This is a genomic window from Brenneria sp. L3-3C-1 (genome assembly GCF_016456245.1).
In the GTDB taxonomy this organism is placed as follows: Bacteria; Pseudomonadota; Gammaproteobacteria; order Enterobacterales; family Enterobacteriaceae; genus Brenneria.
Map to the genome: position 1 here is coordinate 115655 of NZ_JAEMHF010000011.1, position 16360 is coordinate 132014.

General features: G+C 56.9%; 19 protein-coding genes. 12 read left to right on the top strand and 7 right to left on the bottom strand.

The genetic code is table 11. The features are described 5' to 3' along the window. Positions 1–9: 9 nt before the first annotated feature. Complete coding sequence (locus JG725_RS17935; RefSeq protein WP_199379218.1) at positions 10–1038, bottom strand: type IV pilus twitching motility protein PilT; 1029 nt, start codon at positions 1036–1038, stop codon at positions 10–12. Positions 1039–1059: 21 nt separating this feature from the next. On the opposite strand from JG725_RS17935, the gene JG725_RS17940 reads away from it, so the two are divergent. The 9 genes from JG725_RS17940 (at position 1060) to JG725_RS17980 (ending at position 6387) form a co-directional block, all read left to right on the top strand. Beyond that, positions 1060–1773: a YggS family pyridoxal phosphate-dependent enzyme gene (locus tag JG725_RS17940; protein WP_172291152.1), complete on the top strand. Its 714-nt coding sequence runs from the start codon at positions 1060–1062 to the stop codon at positions 1771–1773. 82 nt (positions 1774–1855) lie between these two features. Next, complete coding sequence (gene proC, locus JG725_RS17945; protein WP_199379220.1) at positions 1856–2677, top strand: pyrroline-5-carboxylate reductase; 822 nt, start codon at positions 1856–1858, stop codon at positions 2675–2677. 132 nt (positions 2678–2809) lie between these two features. Beyond that, positions 2810–3364: a YggT family protein gene (locus tag JG725_RS17950; protein ID WP_172291150.1), complete on the top strand. Its 555-nt coding sequence runs from the start codon at positions 2810–2812 to the stop codon at positions 3362–3364. Next, positions 3361–3651 carry a DUF167 family protein YggU gene (gene yggU, locus JG725_RS17955; protein WP_172291149.1) on the top strand — a complete coding sequence of 97 codons (291 nt, stop codon included), beginning with the start codon at positions 3361–3363 and terminating at the stop codon, positions 3649–3651. The genes JG725_RS17950 and yggU overlap by 4 nt, the downstream gene beginning before the upstream one ends. A 17-nt stretch (positions 3652–3668) precedes the next feature. Beyond that, on the top strand, positions 3669–4262 hold the full coding sequence (locus JG725_RS17960; protein ID WP_199379222.1) for an XTP/dITP diphosphatase: 594 nt from the start codon (positions 3669–3671) through the stop codon (positions 4260–4262). Beyond that, positions 4255–5394 (top strand): radical SAM family heme chaperone HemW, encoded by a 1140-nt coding sequence (hemW, locus tag JG725_RS17965; RefSeq protein WP_199379224.1) that lies wholly within the window; start codon positions 4255–4257, stop codon positions 5392–5394. Before JG725_RS17960 ends, hemW begins: the two co-directional genes overlap by 8 nt. A gap of 228 nt (positions 5395–5622) precedes the next feature. After that, on the top strand, positions 5623–5889 hold the full coding sequence (locus JG725_RS17970; RefSeq protein WP_199379226.1) for a type II toxin-antitoxin system ParD family antitoxin: 267 nt from the start codon (positions 5623–5625) through the stop codon (positions 5887–5889). 25 nt (positions 5890–5914) lie between these two features. Beyond that, positions 5915–6013 (top strand): hypothetical protein, encoded by a 99-nt coding sequence (locus tag JG725_RS20730; RefSeq protein WP_233356477.1) that lies wholly within the window; start codon positions 5915–5917, stop codon positions 6011–6013. A gap of 242 nt (positions 6014–6255) precedes the next feature. Then, positions 6256–6387: an entericidin A/B family lipoprotein gene (locus tag JG725_RS17980; protein ID WP_233356478.1), complete on the top strand. Its 132-nt coding sequence runs from the start codon at positions 6256–6258 to the stop codon at positions 6385–6387. Between the two features lie 76 nt (positions 6388–6463). Here the strand turns inward: JG725_RS17980 and JG725_RS17985 are convergent, their stop codons facing one another. The 5 genes from JG725_RS17985 to lysA all read right to left on the bottom strand — a co-directional run bounded on the left by JG725_RS17985 (position 6464) and on the right by lysA (position 12404). After that, positions 6464–6919 (bottom strand): GNAT family N-acetyltransferase, encoded by a 456-nt coding sequence (locus JG725_RS17985; protein WP_199379228.1) that lies wholly within the window; start codon positions 6917–6919, stop codon positions 6464–6466. Between the two features lie 17 nt (positions 6920–6936). Continuing rightward, positions 6937–8160 (bottom strand): lysophospholipid transporter LplT, encoded by a 1224-nt coding sequence (gene lplT, locus JG725_RS17990; RefSeq protein WP_172291143.1) that lies wholly within the window; start codon positions 8158–8160, stop codon positions 6937–6939. After that, entirely contained in the window at positions 8157–10313 is a 2157-nt protein-coding gene (aas, locus tag JG725_RS17995) for a bifunctional acyl-ACP--phospholipid O-acyltransferase/long-chain-fatty-acid--ACP ligase (RefSeq protein ID WP_199379230.1), read from the bottom strand. Before aas ends, lplT begins: the two co-directional genes overlap by 4 nt. Positions 10314–10717: 404 nt before the next feature. Next, positions 10718–11080, bottom strand: coding sequence for a helix-turn-helix transcriptional regulator (locus JG725_RS18000; RefSeq protein ID WP_172291141.1), 363 nt, complete (start codon positions 11078–11080; stop codon positions 10718–10720). Between the two features lie 61 nt (positions 11081–11141). Beyond that, positions 11142–12404, bottom strand: coding sequence for a diaminopimelate decarboxylase (lysA, locus tag JG725_RS18005; RefSeq protein WP_172291140.1), 1263 nt, complete (start codon positions 12402–12404; stop codon positions 11142–11144). Between the two features lie 134 nt (positions 12405–12538). Between lysA and JG725_RS18010 the strand changes: the two genes are divergently transcribed. From JG725_RS18010 to pspG, 3 genes are all read left to right on the top strand, one after another. After that, positions 12539–13462: a LysR family transcriptional regulator gene (locus tag JG725_RS18010; RefSeq protein WP_199379232.1), complete on the top strand. Its 924-nt coding sequence runs from the start codon at positions 12539–12541 to the stop codon at positions 13460–13462. A 122-nt stretch (positions 13463–13584) separates the two neighbouring features. After that, on the top strand, positions 13585–14613 hold the full coding sequence (gene dusA, locus JG725_RS18015) for a tRNA dihydrouridine(20/20a) synthase DusA (RefSeq protein ID WP_199379234.1): 1029 nt from the start codon (positions 13585–13587) through the stop codon (positions 14611–14613). A 202-nt stretch (positions 14614–14815) separates the two neighbouring features. Continuing rightward, positions 14816–15037, top strand: a complete 222-nt coding sequence (gene pspG, locus JG725_RS18020) for an envelope stress response protein PspG (protein ID WP_199379236.1) — start codon at positions 14816–14818, stop codon at positions 15035–15037. 325 nt (positions 15038–15362) lie between these two features. Here the strand turns inward: pspG and JG725_RS18025 are convergent, their stop codons facing one another. Continuing rightward, positions 15363–16349, bottom strand: coding sequence for a quinone oxidoreductase (locus JG725_RS18025; protein WP_199379238.1), 987 nt, complete (start codon positions 16347–16349; stop codon positions 15363–15365). Positions 16350–16360 lie beyond the last annotated feature (11 nt).

Below are 16360 nucleotides of genomic sequence, written 5' to 3' on the forward strand. Positions count from 1 at the left end.
CGGACGTCATCACGCTCGGTGAACCGACAACGGTTCGACAGGATCACCCAGCAACCCTTCCCGGCGGCGCTGCTGATAGCTTTGTTCAAAAGTCTGCATGCCGGCCTGGCCCCCGGTCTGGATCAGGCTGGATAGTTGATGCGTTTTCCCTTCGCGGATCAGATTGCTGACCGCCGAGGTTGCCGTCAGCACCTCAAACAAGGCCACCCGGCCGCCCTGCGGCATCGGCAACAGCTTTTGCGCCACGACGGCGCGTAAGCAGGCGGCGAGCTGGCTGCGAACAAAGGCTTTTTCTTCGCCGGGAAACACATCCACCAGCCGATCGACGGCCTGTGCCGCGCCGCGGGTATGCAACGTGGAGAGCACCAGATGGCCGGTTTCGGCCGCCGTCAGCGCCAGGCGGATGGTTTCGGCGTCGCGCAGCTCCCCCAGTAAAATCACATCGGGATCCTCGCGCAGCGCGGCCCGCAGCCCCGATGCGAATGAAGAGCAGTGCCGGCCGATTTCACGCTGCTGGATCAGACACTGCCGGCTGGCATGGATAAATTCAATGGGATCTTCCAGCGTGATCACGTGCTGGCGACTACGCGCGTTCAACGCCGTAATCATCGCCGCCAGCGTGGTGGATTTACCACTGCCGGTCGCTCCGCTCAGTAAAATCAGCCCATCGGGTCTGGCCAGCAGTTCAGACAAAATCGGCGGCGCATGAAGCGCGGTCAGTGAAGGATGGGTTGAGGGTACGATCCTAAGCGCCGCCGAAAGTCCCAGCCGCTGTCGGAACAGATTGACCCGCAGGCGCGGCCCGTCAGCCAGAGTCAGGGCGCAGTCCACCTGACCCGACGTTTGCAGTTGCTGCCGCTGGCCCGGTTCAAGCCACGTGGAGCACCATTGTTCCAGTTGCTCTGAACACAAACGTGGTAAGGTATTTTCAGCGCGCAGTTGGCCATCAACACGCAACACCGGCGGATGTCCGCTACACAGATGCAGATCCGAGGCATTATGCTTTACACTAAGTGTCACCCATTCATCCACATGCATAGATTAATCTCCTGAATCACTATGACCACTATCCAGCAGAATCTACAGCACATCAGGCAGCAGATCTCAGCCGCCGCAGAACAGTGCGCACGGGCGCCGGAAGCAGTGAAGCTGCTTGCAGTCAGTAAAACCAAACCTGTGACGGCTATCGAAGAAGCGATCAATGCCGGGCAGCGGGCATTTGGCGAAAACTATGTGCAGGAAGGGGTGGACAAGATCCGTCACTTCCGGGAAAACCAGCCCGATACGTCGTTGGAATGGCACTTTATCGGCCCGTTACAGTCGAACAAAAGCCGACTGGTGGCGGAGAATTTTGACTGGTTTCACACCGTGGATCGTCTGCGCATCGCCCAGCGCCTGAGCGAACAGCGCCCGGCGGCGCTGCCGCCGCTGAATGTGCTGCTGCAAATCAACATCAGCAATGAGCCGAGCAAATCCGGCATCAGGGTTGATGAATTATCCGCGCTGGCGGCCGGCGTGGCGGCATTGCCGAATCTGCGCCTGCGTGGTTTGATGGCGATCCCGGCCCCCGAAACAGACTATCAGCGGCAGCTTGCCGTTTTTCGACGAATGGACGATCTGTTTCAACAACTGGCATTACACTATCCCGACATTGATACCTTATCGATGGGAATGACCGATGATATGTGCGCCGCGATCGCCGCAGGCAGTACGCTGGTGCGGATTGGCACGGCTATCTTTGGCGCGCGTGACTATGCCGCGACGACGGCCTAGCCGGCAACGGCGGTACAATCCATTGCAACGACGTCAGTCGCGCCATCATAATCAACCACAACGATAATCAGCGAGAATTTAGATGCAGCAACGTAAAATAGCGTTTATTGGCGCCGGGAATATGGCGCAGGCCATTGTCGCCGGGTTAATCGACGGCGGCTACCCCGCCGGCAATATCAGCGTATGCGCGCCCTCCGGCAAACATCGTGACGCGCTGGCGGCCAGATTTGGCGTGGTCGGTAGCGCGGATAACGTGCGTTGCGCCCAAGAAGCGGATGTTATTGTACTGGCGGTAAAACCGCAGATGATGGCGACCGTTTGTGAACCCTTGCGACAGCAGGTGAATTTCTCCGGTAAACTGGTGTTGTCGATAGCCGCCGGCATCAGCATCGCCCGTTTTCAGGCGCTGTTGGGCGAAAATCTGAATATCGTGCGGATTATGCCCAATACGCCGTCGCTGGTGGGAAAAGGCATGAGCGGGCTGTATGCGCCCGCCGCCGTCAGCGAAAGCGATCGGGCGTTCACCGCCGGACTGATGAACAGCGTGGGCAAGGTATGCTGGGTGGAGAACGAATCAGGCATTAACGGCGTTATCGCCGCCGCAGGCAGCGCGCCCGCCTATTTCTTCCTGTTTATGGAAGCCATGCAGCAGGAAGCGGTTCGTCAGGGATTCGATCAGGATACCGCACGTTTGCTGGTACAGCAGGCGGCTTCCGGCGCCGCCGCGCTGGTAGAGGCCAACCCCGCCACGCCGCTGTCGACGCTGCGGGAAAGCGTGACCTCCAAAGGCGGGACGACCGCCGAAGCGTTACGGATATTTAATGAACGGCAGCTCGCGCAGACGGTGGCGGAGGCGATGCAGGCCGCCGTGGCGCGCGCTCAGGAAATGGAAAAGCTGTTTTAATTGAAAGCATTGTTAGTCGCCCTCATTATACAGATACAGGCTCAATAAATTTCAAAGATGCAGAAAGCCAATATACCTGCAATGCGAAAGATAAAGGGGATGTCCCCATTTAATTAAGGAACCGACGTACTTATGCTTACCCTGACTTTTCTGGTCAAAACGCTGATTGACCTCTACGTGATGGTCTTGCTTTTGCGCATCTGGATGCAATGGTCGCGCAGCGATTTTTATAACCCGCTGTCGCAGTTCGTGGTCAAAATCACTCAGCCGATTGTCGGGCCGCTGCGCCGTATCCTGCCGTCGCTGGGGCCGATTGACAGCGCCTCGCTGCTGCTGGCGTTTATTCTGACCACCATCAAGTATCCCCTGCTGTTGCTGATTCAGGTCGGCGCGCTGTCGCTCAGCCCGATGAATCTGCTGGTGGGGCTGCTTTCCCTGATCAAATCCGCCGGCTACCTGGTGTTCTGGGTGGTGATTATCCGCTCGTTGATGAGTTGGATCAGTCAGGGCCGCAGCCCAATCGAGTATCTGCTGCACCAGTTGACCGAGCCGCTGATGGCGCCGCTGCGCCGCATTATTCCGGTCATGGGCGGCATCGATTTTTCCGCCATGGCGGTGATCCTGATCCTGTATCTGTTCAATTATCTGGGCATGGATCTGTTTCCGGGGTTGTGGTTCCTGCTGTGAGCGCCGTTACCCGCCACAACGACGATCTGGTGATTCGGCTGTATATCCAGCCGAAAGCCAGTCGCGACCAGATTGTCGGGCTGCATGGCGACGAGCTGAAAGTCGCCATCACCGCTCCGCCGGTCGACGGGCAGGCCAACGTCCATCTGACCAAATTCCTCGCCAAGCAATTTCGGGTCGCCAAAAGTCTGGTCATTATCGAAAAAGGTGAACTCGGGCGGCATAAACAGATTAAAATCATCAATCCGCAAACCATCCCGGCAGAAGTCGCGGAACTCATCGAATAAACACGCAGGAAAACAAGATGCAAAAAGTGGTTTTGGCTACCGGCAATCCCGGTAAAGTGCGCGAACTCGCCGGTCTGCTGGCGGATTTTGGCCTCCACATCGTGGCACAAACCGAACTGGGGGTCGATTCCGCCGAAGAAACCGGTCTGACATTTATTGAAAACGCGATTCTGAAAGCGCGCCACGCCGCGCAGATCACCGGCCTGCCGGCGATCGCCGATGACTCCGGCCTGGCGGTGGATGCGCTGGGCGGCGCGCCGGGCATTTATTCCGCGCGTTACGCCGGCGTCGACGCCAGCGACCGGCAAAATCTGGATAAGCTGCTGCAAACCCTAAAAGACGTGCCTGACGAACAGCGCGGAGCCAGCTTCCATTGCGTACTGGTTTATCTGCGCCATGCGGAAGATCCCACGCCGCTGGTGTGTCACGGCCGCTGGCAAGGCGTACTGACCCACGAAGCCGCAGGCACCGGCGGTTTTGGCTATGACCCGATCTTCTTCGTGCCGGCGCTGGGCAAAACCGCCGCCGAACTGACGCGTGAAGAAAAAAACGCCCTCTCTCACCGCGGTCAGGCGTTGCGTTTGTTACTGGATGCCCTGCGTAATGCTTAAGCTGCCTCCGCTCAGCCTGTACATTCACATTCCCTGGTGCGTGCAAAAATGCCCCTATTGCGATTTCAATTCCCACGCGCTGAAAGGCGAGGTGCCGCATCAGGAATATGTTGAACATCTGCTGGCCGATCTGGATGCCGACCTGCCGCTGGCGGCCGGCCGGACGCTGCACACGATTTTTATCGGCGGCGGCACCCCCAGCCTGCTGAGCGCGCAAGCGATGCAAAGCCTGCTGGACGGCGTGCGGGCGCGGCTGGCGTTGGCGCCGGACGCCGAAATCACCATGGAAGCCAATCCGGGCACGGTGGAAACCGACCGCTTCAGCGGCTATCAGCGCGCCGGCATCAACCGCATCTCCATCGGCGTACAGAGTTTTGATCCACAGAAACTGACCCGGCTGGGGCGCATTCACGGCCCGGATGAAGCCAAACGCGCGGCCCGTCTGGCCGCCGGACTGGGGTTACGCAGTTTTAACCTCGACCTGATGCATGGCCTGCCGGATCAGTCGCTGGCGGAGGCGCTGGACGATTTACGTCAGGCGATCGCCCTCAACCCGCCGCACCTGTCGTGGTATCAACTGACCATCGAACCCAATACGCTGTTCAGTTCGCGGCCGCCGACGCTGCCGGACGACGACGCACTGTGGGATATTTATGAACAAGGTCATCGGTTGCTGAGCGCGGCGGGTTATCAGCAATACGAAACCTCCGCCTATGCCAAACCGGGCTATCAGTGTCAGCACAATCTGAACTACTGGCGCTTCGGCGATTATCTGGGGATCGGCTGTGGGGCGCACGGCAAGCTGACCTTCAGCGACGGGCGTATTCTACGCACGGTGAAAACCCGCCATCCTCGCGGCTATATGCAGGGCAATTATCTGGACAAGCAGCATGAAGTGGCGAATGAAGACCGCGCTTTCGAGTTCTTTATGAACCGCTTTCGCCTGCTGGAAGCCGCGCCACGCGCTGACTTCACCGCCTATACCGGTCTGGATGAAAGAGGAATACGCCCGCAGTTGGATCAGGCGCTGGCGCAAGGTTATCTGGCTGAGACCGCCACCCACTGGCAGATTACCGAACACGGCAAGCTGTTTCTGAATTCGCTGCTGGAGCTGTTTCTGACAGAAGAGTGACGCTGATGGGGTGAACAGCGCCGCCCGCTCAAAGCGTCACCTTGTTCACCGCCTTCACATCCCCCGTCATTTAGAGCGGCGACCTTTCCGGTTTACGAGCCGCTTTTCATTTCTACGTTATCCCCCTTGCCCGACAGCCAGAAATAGTATTTTCTTTACACTGGATTGAGATTTTATCTTCAGGCATTCTTTGTAAGAATAAATCTTACACCCATTATTGAGGTAGTTATGGCCAGAACGATGACGATTGATCTTGGAGATGAACTTCGCCACTACGTAGAGACATTGGTCGAGTCCGGTGATTACCGTACGCAAAGTGAAGTCATTCGGGAGGCTCTGAGAATGCTGCGTGAAAAACAGGCTGAGTCCGATCTGCAAAAACTGCGAAATCTGATTGCGGACGGATTAAACAGCGGGGAACCACAGGAATGGAATCGTGATGAATTTCTGCAAAAAATCAGAGATAAAGTGCACAAGGCAGCAAAGAGAAATTAAACTCACCCCACGAGCTCAGCAAGATATGGAAAATATTTATCTCTATAGTCTGCTGAAATTTAATGAAGCGGCCGCTGATAAATATTTATCAAAACTTGAGAATGCGTTTAGCGCCATTGCCTAATATCACGTCGGCACTGAACGCCACGAAATCGGCGGCGGTATCCATTCGTTACCGGTTTCAAGCCACGTTATTTTCTTTTTGAACGAATGCGATACAGCAATCATTATACGCATACTTCACCAATCGCAAGATGCCGTACGCCATATCCGTTGGATAGAGCCAAATATAAACGCGTGGTTTCCGATTGAATTTTCGCAGCGGATTATGACAAAGTGTCGCGATGTGTTATCCCACAGGTGACGATGATGAAAATTGTAAAATTAATAATGATATCGCTGTTGATGGCGACGGTACTAAGCGGTTGCAACACCGCGCGCGGCTTCGGTCAGGATGTGGAAAAACTGGGCAGCAAAATTTCCAATTCAGCCAGTTGACGCGAGTTGTAAACCCTTTACAAAACCCGCAGGCGCCAGGCTGCGGGTTTTGCGTTTCAGAGCGATGCCAATCCTCTCAGAATGCAGACAGCATATCGATGTGGGGGATGCCGTCTTCGTCGTAAACCTCGCCGATGGCGACAAAGCCGAAGTTGGCATAAAAATGCTGCAAATGCGCCTGAGCAGACAGGAAAAGATGCTTTTGCGGCCAGTGGCGGGTACTGCTAATCAGCACATGCTCCATCAGTTGATGCCCCAGATGTTGCCCGCGGGCCGGCGGCGCCACAATCACCCGTCCGATGGTCACCACATCATTACCCGGATGCGGCGCCAGCAGCCGTGCATAAGCGGCCGGTTTGCCGTTGTCATACGCCGTGATATGGCGGTTGCCTTCCGCCAGATCGCGCCCATCGATATCCTGATACGGACAGGTTTGCTCCACCACAAAAACCTGATTACGCAGCGCCAGAATGTCATGCAATGAATACACATTCAGATCATCGACAGACCAGTCATGCCATATCAGATTCATATCCCCCCCCGTCTGTTCTACGCGGCATTCCGCCTGTCGGCCCGCCGCTTCGCGTAAATCAGCCACGCCCACAATAATGCAATCGCCAGCGCAAATAATACGCCGAAACCCATACCGATGGTGATAACCGACACCCCTAATTTAACCACCAGCGAGTAGAGGCCCAGCATCAACAGCATCGACGCATTCTCACCCAGATTCTGAACCGCAATGGCGTTGCCCGCGCCGACGCTGGCTTTACCCCGCTCCTGCAACAGGGCATTGAGCGGCACGATGAAAAAGCCCCCCAGCGCACCAAGCAAAATCAGTAAACCATAGGCGCCGATCAAGCTTTGCTGGAGAGTAAAAATCACCACCACCACGCCAATCAACACGCCCGCCGGTAAGCAACGTTGTACCGTTTTCAGCGTAATCAGTTTAGCGGCGGCGCCCGCCCCGATCACAATACCCACCGCCACCATCGCATTCAGCAAGGTCGGCGTGGCGTTATCGGTAATACCGAGCGCCAGCGGCACCCACAGCACCAGCAGAAAACGCAGCGTCACCCCCGCCCCCCAGAACAGGCCGGTGCCCACCAGCGAAAAACGGGTTTCGCCATCGCGCCACAGCACGCGACAGGCGGAAAAGAAGCGTTTGGTCATTTGGGCCGGATGCCAGGACGATCCCGGGCGCGCCGCGCTCAGCCGGGGGATCAGCATATTCGCCCCCAGCGCAATACCATAAGCCACGGCGCAAATCGCCAGCGCGGCGTACAAATTCCAGTCCGCCAGCACGCCCCCGGCCACCGACCCGGTGAGGATCGCCGCAATGGTTGAAGCTTCCATCAGGCCGTTGGCCTTCACCAACTGGTCGCCACGGGTTATTTCGCCCAGGATGCCATACTTGGCGGGCGAATAGGCCGCCGCACCGACGCCCACCAGCGTATACCCAAGAAACGGATTACCGCCGAAGCAAATAAGCAACGCGCCGGCCAGCTTCAGGGTATTGGAAAACATCATCACCCGACCTTTGGCAAAGCTGTCCGCCACCTGCCCGACAAACGGGGCCAGAATGATATAGGCGGCCACAAAACCCATTTGTAAAAATGGCTGGCTCCAGTCGGGATAAACCAGTTGTTTGATTAGCGCCAGCGTGGCGAACAACAGGGCATTGTCGCCAAAGGCGGAAAAAAACTGCGCGATAATTACCGCGCTCATGCTGCGCGACATCAGCGGAGCGGCCTGTTCCGGCATCTGACTCATTGTGCCTGCTCCGGTTGTTCCGCCATTTGACGCAGGGTGACAAAATCAGGTTTGCCGCTGCCGAGCAACGGTAGCGCTTTCACATGCCGGATATCGCGCGGCACCGCCAGTTCGGGAACGCCGCCGCTGCGCGCCTGTGCCAACAGTTGCTCGCGGGATAACTGGTTATCGGTGGTAAACAGCACCAGCGCTTCGCCTTTACTGCTGTCGCTACGGGCGCTGGCGGCATGCTGGGCGTCCGGCGACGCTTTTAACGCCAGTTGTTCCACACTTTCCAGCGACACCATTTCACCGGCCAGTTTGGCAAAACGCTTCACCCGGCCGACGATGGTGCAGAAGCCCTTTTCATCCAGTTCGACAATGTCGCCGGTGTCATACCAGCCCGCCTCTGATTCGCCCTGGGCGTTTTCCGCGGCGGGCGTTTCCAATACGCCGGGATGCTCAACGCGCAGATAGCCTTTCATGATGTTTGGCCCGCGCAGTTGCAGACGCCCGCCCCGCTCAATACCGGGAACCGTGATAAGCCGCGACGCCATTTCCGGCAGCAAACGCCCGACGGTATGGATTTTAGCCGCCATCGGCACGTTGATCGCCACCACCGGCGCGCACTCAGTCACACCGTAGCCTTCCAGAATGCGGATACCGAATTTGTCCTGCCAGATCTGACGGGTGACCTCGGAGAGCTTTTCAGCCCCGGCGACCACATAGCGCAAACGGGCGAAATCATAAGGATGCGCAAAGCGCGCGTAATGCCCCAGAAAGGTGGAGGTGCCAAACAGCACGGTACAGTTCTGGTCGTATACCAGCTCCGGCACGATGCGATAATGCAGCGGGCTGGGATACAGAAAGACCCGAGCGCCGGTCATCAATGGCGTCAGCAGGCCGACCGTCAGTCCAAACGCATGGAACAGCGGCAGCGCCGACATAAAACGGTCGCGGGGCGTAAAGTCCGCCACGGTACGAATTTGCTCCACGTTCGCCAACAGACTGTCATGGGAATGCACCACGCCTTTCGGGTTGCCTTCGGAACCGGAAGTAAACAGGATCATCGCCGCATCGTCGGGTTTCTGCGCCAGCATCGCCCGGGCGGGAAACAGCAGATGAAACAGAATCCACAGCTTATCAGACAGCGTTACGGTATCTTTTAAATCTTCCAGATAGACCCAGTTGGCCTCGGTCACCTGTTTTGGCAAGTCGGTCAGTTTGCCCTTTTCCAGAAACTGACGCGACGTCACGATGGTTTTAATGGTGGCGGCTTTCATGGCGCTTTGCAGCCCTTTCACCCCCGCCGTGTAGTTCAGCATCGCCGGAACCCGGTTACGTAACGTGGCCCCCAGAATCGCCGCCGCCGTAATGGTGGCGTTGGGCAACAGCATCCCCACATGCTCGTCCGCCCGGGTAAAACGCTGCAAAATCCGCGATACGCCGAGAGACTTTTTCAATAACCCCTGATAGCTGTCTTCCTTGAATGAAATATCTGAAATACAACGAGAGCGGCGCCCGTAGCGGGTTTGCGCCGACAGAAAAGCCTGATACAGCGTTTGGCTTGGGCGCGTCGCCATTCTCGCCGCCATCATAATCTGATGCAGGCGTTCCCCCGCCAGTATACGGCGCTCACGGGCGCTGTTCGCCTCCGGCATCGGCAAGGTGGTGGGCGGCAAATAGCTGATGGTGATCGGCGGAAACCAGCGGCGTTTAAATACCCCCGCCAGACGCCCGAACGGCGTGAACTCCGGCCCGTCCAGCCGCACCGGAATAATGGTCGCCCCCGATTTCGCCGCCACGAACGCCGCGCCGCTGTAGATTTTCATCAGCGACCCCGTCACGGTGATGCGTCCTTCCGGGAACACCACCACCGGCTGGCCGCGTTCGATCAATTTAATCAGTCCCTTGATGGCTAGAGGCTTGGTCGGATCCAGCGGCACGAAATCGATATAGGGTTTCAGCCAGCGCATAAACCAGCGCCCGTAAATGTCCGAATAAACTGCGAATACCGGCTTTACCGGTAAAAATAGCGCCAGAAGCGCGCCATCAAGAAAGGAAACGTGATTGGGGGTTATCAGCAATTTTGATTGCTGGAAGTTGCTGCTGTCGCCCTCAATCCGGATGCGGTACAGACGCCGGAACACCCAACGTAACAGGGTATAGATCATGTCTTCTCCTAATAGACAGATAAACGGTGCAGCCGGTGAAAAACAGGCTGTTCGATCGCTGCGATCAAAATACTATAGCGATCCGCTCATCGCCAGAATAACCGAACCACGGCGGACGAAAGTCGGTTTATGTTGCGGGTGAAGAAAGTAATAGAGAGCAGTGCGGGCGGCAGGCAAAAAAAACCTACGCATCCGCGTAGGTTGGTGTAATCAAATGGTTCAATGTACAGAGCACATCGATATATCACCAATCAATACCTCTGGGACTTGATACTTTAAACAGAGTGCATTCGCGAAACCAGCAGCGAATCGCAAGAGTTCTGCTCTAAGTGCAACCAACTGTAAAATTCTTATCGCGTCGTGTAATAACTGCGGCAATGTTAATCCGTCCAGGCAATCACCGGTTACTGGCGAGGCAAGGAAGATTCCGCCAGGCTTTTCGCTATCGACGCCGCGGTGGCGGCGTCGCATTCGATGGCTCCGAGCAAGGCATCAAGCAGACCGGGAAAACGCGCGTCCAGATCCTCACGGCGCAACGACAATAAGTTCTCGCGCCCGTATGGGCGCTGCCAGATTACACCGCTGTTGCGCAGCACCCGCCAGTGGTGAGTCAGGGTGGACTTCGATATGCCTTGCAGCACCGAACCGCAGGTGTATTCACCGCCGTCGGCCAGCACCCGCACCACGGTCAGGCGCAGCGGGTTGCCTAGCGCGGTGAGCACATCTTCCAGGCGAATCTTGTCTCGTTCAGGGTGATTGGCAATCATTCCGGCACGGTATCCAATAGTACGAGGACTGTCAAACAGTCCGGCGTTAATGACAACACGATTAAACCAATTCCAGCACCAGCAGCTCTTCCAACGTCTGACGACGGCGGATCAGCCGCGGCTGTCCCTGCTCGAACAGCACTTCCGGCAGCAACGGACGGCTATTGTAATTGGAGGACATGGAGGCGCCATAAGCGCCGGTATCATGGAACACCAGATAATCGCCCACCTGCGCGTCCGGCAGCGCGATGGTTTCCACGCCGCCGCCGGCATGCTGGGTAAAGACGTCGCCGGATTCGCACAGCGGCCCGGCTATCACGCTGTCGCGCAGCGGCGCCTGGCTGATATCGCGGTTGTCGCCCGGCAGCAGCGAAATATGGTGATAGCTGCCGTACATCGCCGGACGCATCAGATCGTTGAAACCGGCATCCACCAGCACAAAGTGGCGGCTGCCCATCTCTTTCACCGCCCGTACTTCCGCCACCAGCACGCCGGCTTCGGCGACCAGAAAACGGCCCGGCTCAATTTCCAGCGTCACCGGATGGCCCAGATGAGCGGCAATTTTCTCACGGGCGGCGTTCCACAGCCCGTAATAGTGCTCGGTATCAATCGACTCTTCGCCGTCGCGGTAAGGAATGGATAAACCGCCGCCGGCCGAGATCGCCTCAATATCGTGGCCCAGCGTAATCACCTGCCGCACCATCGCCTCGCACACCTGCTCTAAATGGCCGTAGTCCACGCCGGAACCAATGTGCATATGAATCCCCACCAGTTTCAGCTGATAGCGTTGGATCTGCGCCAGCGCCCGCGGCAGATCGCCGAACCAGATCCCGTGTTTGCTGTTTTCCCCGCCGGTATTGGTTTTCTGACTGTGACCGTGACCAAAACCGGGGTTAACCCGCAGCCACACCGGATGACCCGGCGACTGGCGGCCCAACTGTTCCAGCATATCCACCGATCCGGCGTTAACCGGGATCTTCAATTCGGTCACGCGTTGTAATGTCGGACGATCCAGCAGATCGGCGGTAAAGACGATCTCGTGCGCGTCGGTGCCCGGCGCAAACCCCGCCACCAGCGCGCGTTCAATTTCGCCCAGCGACACGGAATCCACTTTGACGCCCTGCTGATGCATCAGGCGAAGAATATGCGTATTGGAACAGGCTTTCTGCGCAAAGCGGATGGCATCGAATCGGCGCAGTTTAGCGATTCGGTCGATGATGGTCTGCGCATCATAAGCCCAGACCGGGCAACCGAATCGGGCGGGCAGTTCGCGCAGGCTCTGCGCATTCAGCGCATAAGCGGCGTCATTCAAATCGTGCGGCATAACATTTCCCGGAAGCAAAATGACCATGTTGGTAATGTTTACATTATGCCAATGGTTAATTTGGTAATAAAATATCCATATATGGTTAATCTATTCATTTTTGATATATCTTAATTAACCCAACAGGAACCGCTATGGCCGCCGTATCACTACGACATATTGAGATTTTTCACGCGGTAATGACCGCCGGTAATCTGACCGAAGCGGCAGCGCTGCTGAACACCTCTCAGCCGACGGTCAGCCGCGAGCTGGCGCGGTTTGAAAAACTGATTCAAATGACGTTGTTCGAACGCCTGCGCGGGCGGCTGTACCCGACGGCGCAAGGTTTACAGCTATTTGAAGAAGTGCAGCGATCCTATTATGGCTTAGACCGAATCATCAACGCCGCCGGCGATATTCGCCATTTTCAGCAGGCGCAGCTTTCAATCGCCTGTCTGCCGGTATTCTCTCAGTCGCTGCTGCCCGACGTCTGTAAACCGCTGTTGGCTCGCTATCCGTCGCTTAACCTGAATATCATTCCCCAGGAATCGCCGCTGCTGGAAGAGTGGCTGTCAGCCCAGCGGCACGATTTGGGGCTAACGGAAAACACCATCACGCCCGCCGGAACGGAGCGCCAGACGTTGATGCAGTTGAATGAAGTCTGCGTACTGCCCGCGCGGCATCCTTTGGCGGACAAGATGGCGCTGACGCCGTCTGACTTTGCTGGCGAACCCTTTATCAGCCTGTCCAGCGCCGACGGCTATCGCCAACTGTTGGACAAGCTGTTTCAGGAACAAGGCGTTCCCCGCCAGATGGTAGTGGAAACCCACAGCGCGGCGTCTGTTTGCGCCATGGTGCGCGCGGGTGTCGGTCTGTCCATCGTCAACCCGCTGACCGCACTGGACTATGCCAACTCCGGCGTTGTCGTGCGCCCTTTCAGTATCGATGTGCCGTTTATCGTCAGCCTGATCCGCCCGCTGCACCGTCCGGCCTCCGCGCTGGTGGATACCTTTATCGAACAGCTTAAACAGTATGCCGAACGCATACCCTTGCGTTTACAACACGTGCTACGGCCGTGACAGGACTCACCCAGCGCGCCTCATCCCGAAAAAAGCATTGTGTGGTATAGTGAGCCTTATCTTTCGTTCTTGACATTTTTCCCCTTTGGGGAAGCTGACGAACCACTGACCAAGTAAGATCCATGCCACACTATAGCCAAACCGCCAGCCATCATACCAAGCTTCAAAACCCGGTTTTCCCTCTGGGACGCTTCTCCGTCGCCCCGATGCTCGACTGGACCGATCGCCACTGCCGCTATTTTCTGCGCCGGTTGACCCGCAACGCCCTGCTGTATACCGAAATGGTCACCACCGGCGCCCTTATCCACGGCAAAGGGGATTATCTGGCCTATAGCGAGGAAGAGCACCCGCTGGCATTGCAGTTGGGCGGCAGCGATCCGCAGGCGTTGGCGCACTGTGCGCAGTTGGCGGAACAGCGCGGTTACGATGAGGTTAATCTTAACGTCGGCTGCCCGTCCGATCGGGTGCAGAACGGGCGTTTCGGCGCCTGTCTGATGGGGGAAGCCGAACTGGTCGCCGACTGCATCAAGGCGATGAAAGATCGCGTTTCCATCCCGGTGACGGTGAAAACCCGCATCGGTATCGACGATCGGGACAGCTATGCCTTCCTGTGCGAGTTTATTCACACGGTTGCCGAACGCGGCGCTTGCGACACCTTTATCGTGCATGCGCGCAAAGCCTGGCTGTCCGGCCTCAGTCCAAAAGAAAATCGTGAGATCCCGCCGTTGGATTATCCGCGGGTTTATCAGTTGAAGCGGGATTTCCCAGCCCTGACCATCGCCATTAACGGCGGCGTCAAAACGCTGGCGGAAGCCAAAACCCACCTACAATACCTGGATGGTGTGATGATGGGGCGCGAAGCATACCAGAACCCCGGCATTCTGGCGCAGATCGATAGGGAACTATTCGGATCGGCGGTTGCCGACCCGGATATCGTCGCGGTGGTGCAATCGATGTACCCGTATATCGAGCGGGAGCTGTCGAACGGCGCGGCGCTCGGTCATATCACTCGTCATATGCTGGGTCTGTTTCAGGGCGTGAGCGGCGCACGGCAGTGGCGACGTTATCTGAGTGAAAATGCGCACAAACCGGGCGCCGATGCGTCCGTGGTTGAACGCGCGCTGGCGTTGGTTAATCACTCCCACGTCTGAATAACGCCAACAGTTGGTCTTTTTGACTAACCTTCGATAATCCCTTCCTTATTCGTCGCTGATAAATCAATACCTTATCAGCGGCGCATTTTGGCACGATTCTTGTTAATACCCTATAGCCGCCCTTTCGTTGCGATATCGACGACAGGCGATGTATCACGATTAACAAGCAAAAAATGCTTAACCGCCACAGGAGCGCTCTATGTTGGAAATTTTCTTCGTTATTGGCTTTTTTATCATGCTGATGGTCACCGGCGTATCATTGCTGGGGGTGATTGCCGCCCTGTTTATCGCCGCTATTTTCATGCTGGTCGGCGGGCTGTTCGTGATGGCGATTAAAGTGCTGCCGTGGCTGTTGCTGGCGGTGGCGACGGTCTGGTTATGGCGTCATTTTCAACAAAAACCAGTGCGTTACTATCGCTAACCGTGGCGACGTTGGGGAAGTCAGCGCCGATGGAATATGAAAGATAAAGAGCGCAATGCAAAATTGTGCGCCAGCAGATATTTTTTCATGACGGTGGCTGCTAGGATGTCGCCACTATTGATTATCTGCTTTGAACGACATGACATCTTGTTCTGTCGTCAAACAGGCGGTTAAGCGCAGTAAGACAAAAGCTTTCATCAGCGTCAGGAACACAATAGCCACACAGTGGCACCTCCATGACGACACCACTGTACCCTACATACGGTTTGATGAAATGGGCGTTACGGCAAAGGCCTCCGACAGGGGGCCTTTTGCTTGAGGATGATTAACCCGGGATCAGCAGGCTGGAGCCTTGTGTGCCGCGGCTTTCCAGCGCCTGGTGCGCGGCGCTGGCATCCGCCAGGGCGAAAGTCTGGCTGGCGGGCACCGCCACTTTGATGGCGCCGCTGGCTAACAGGGAGAACAATTCATCGCTGGCCTGCTTCAGTTCAACGCGATTGGTAATATAGCCAAACAGCGACGGACGGGTGACATACAGCGATCCTTTCTGGTTCAGGATCCCCAGATTCACCCCGGTGACCGGCCCGGAGGCATTGCCGAAGCTGACCATTAGCCCACGGCGCCGCAGGCTGTCCAGCGAGGCTACCCAGGTATCTTTCCCCACCGAATCGTACACCACCGACACCTTCTCGCCACCGGTCAATTCCGCGACCCGTTCAGCGATGTTTTCCTTACGGTAATCGATCGTCGCCCAGGCGCCGGCCTGCTTTGCCCGCTGCGCTTTTTCGGCCGAACCTACGGTGCCAATCAATTTGGCGCCCAACGCGTTCGCCCACTGACAGGCGATCAACCCCACCCCGCCGGCGGCGGCATGGAACAAAAAGGTTTCGTTTGGCTTGATTTCATAAGTCTGACGAAACAGATAATACACCGTCAGCCCTTTCAGGAACGAAGCCGCCGCTTGCTCAAAGCTTATCGCGTCCGGCAGCAGGGCAACGTTGTCTTCCGCCACATTATGCACCTCGCTGTAGGCGCCCAGCGCAGAATGCGCATACACCACTCGGTCGCCGACCTTCACCGTGCTGACTCCCGCTCCGACTTTGACGACAACGCCCGCCGCTTCAGTGCCCAACCCTGACGGCATTGATGGCGGCGCATACAGCCCGCTGCGGATATAGGTATCAATAAAGTTAATGCCGATTGCGCGATTTTCCACCTGCACCTCGCCCGCTGCGGGATCGCGCGGGGTAAAATCGACATATTTAAGAACCTCCGGGCCGCCGTGGGCGCTGAACTGGATGCGTTTTGCCATGTTATCTCCTT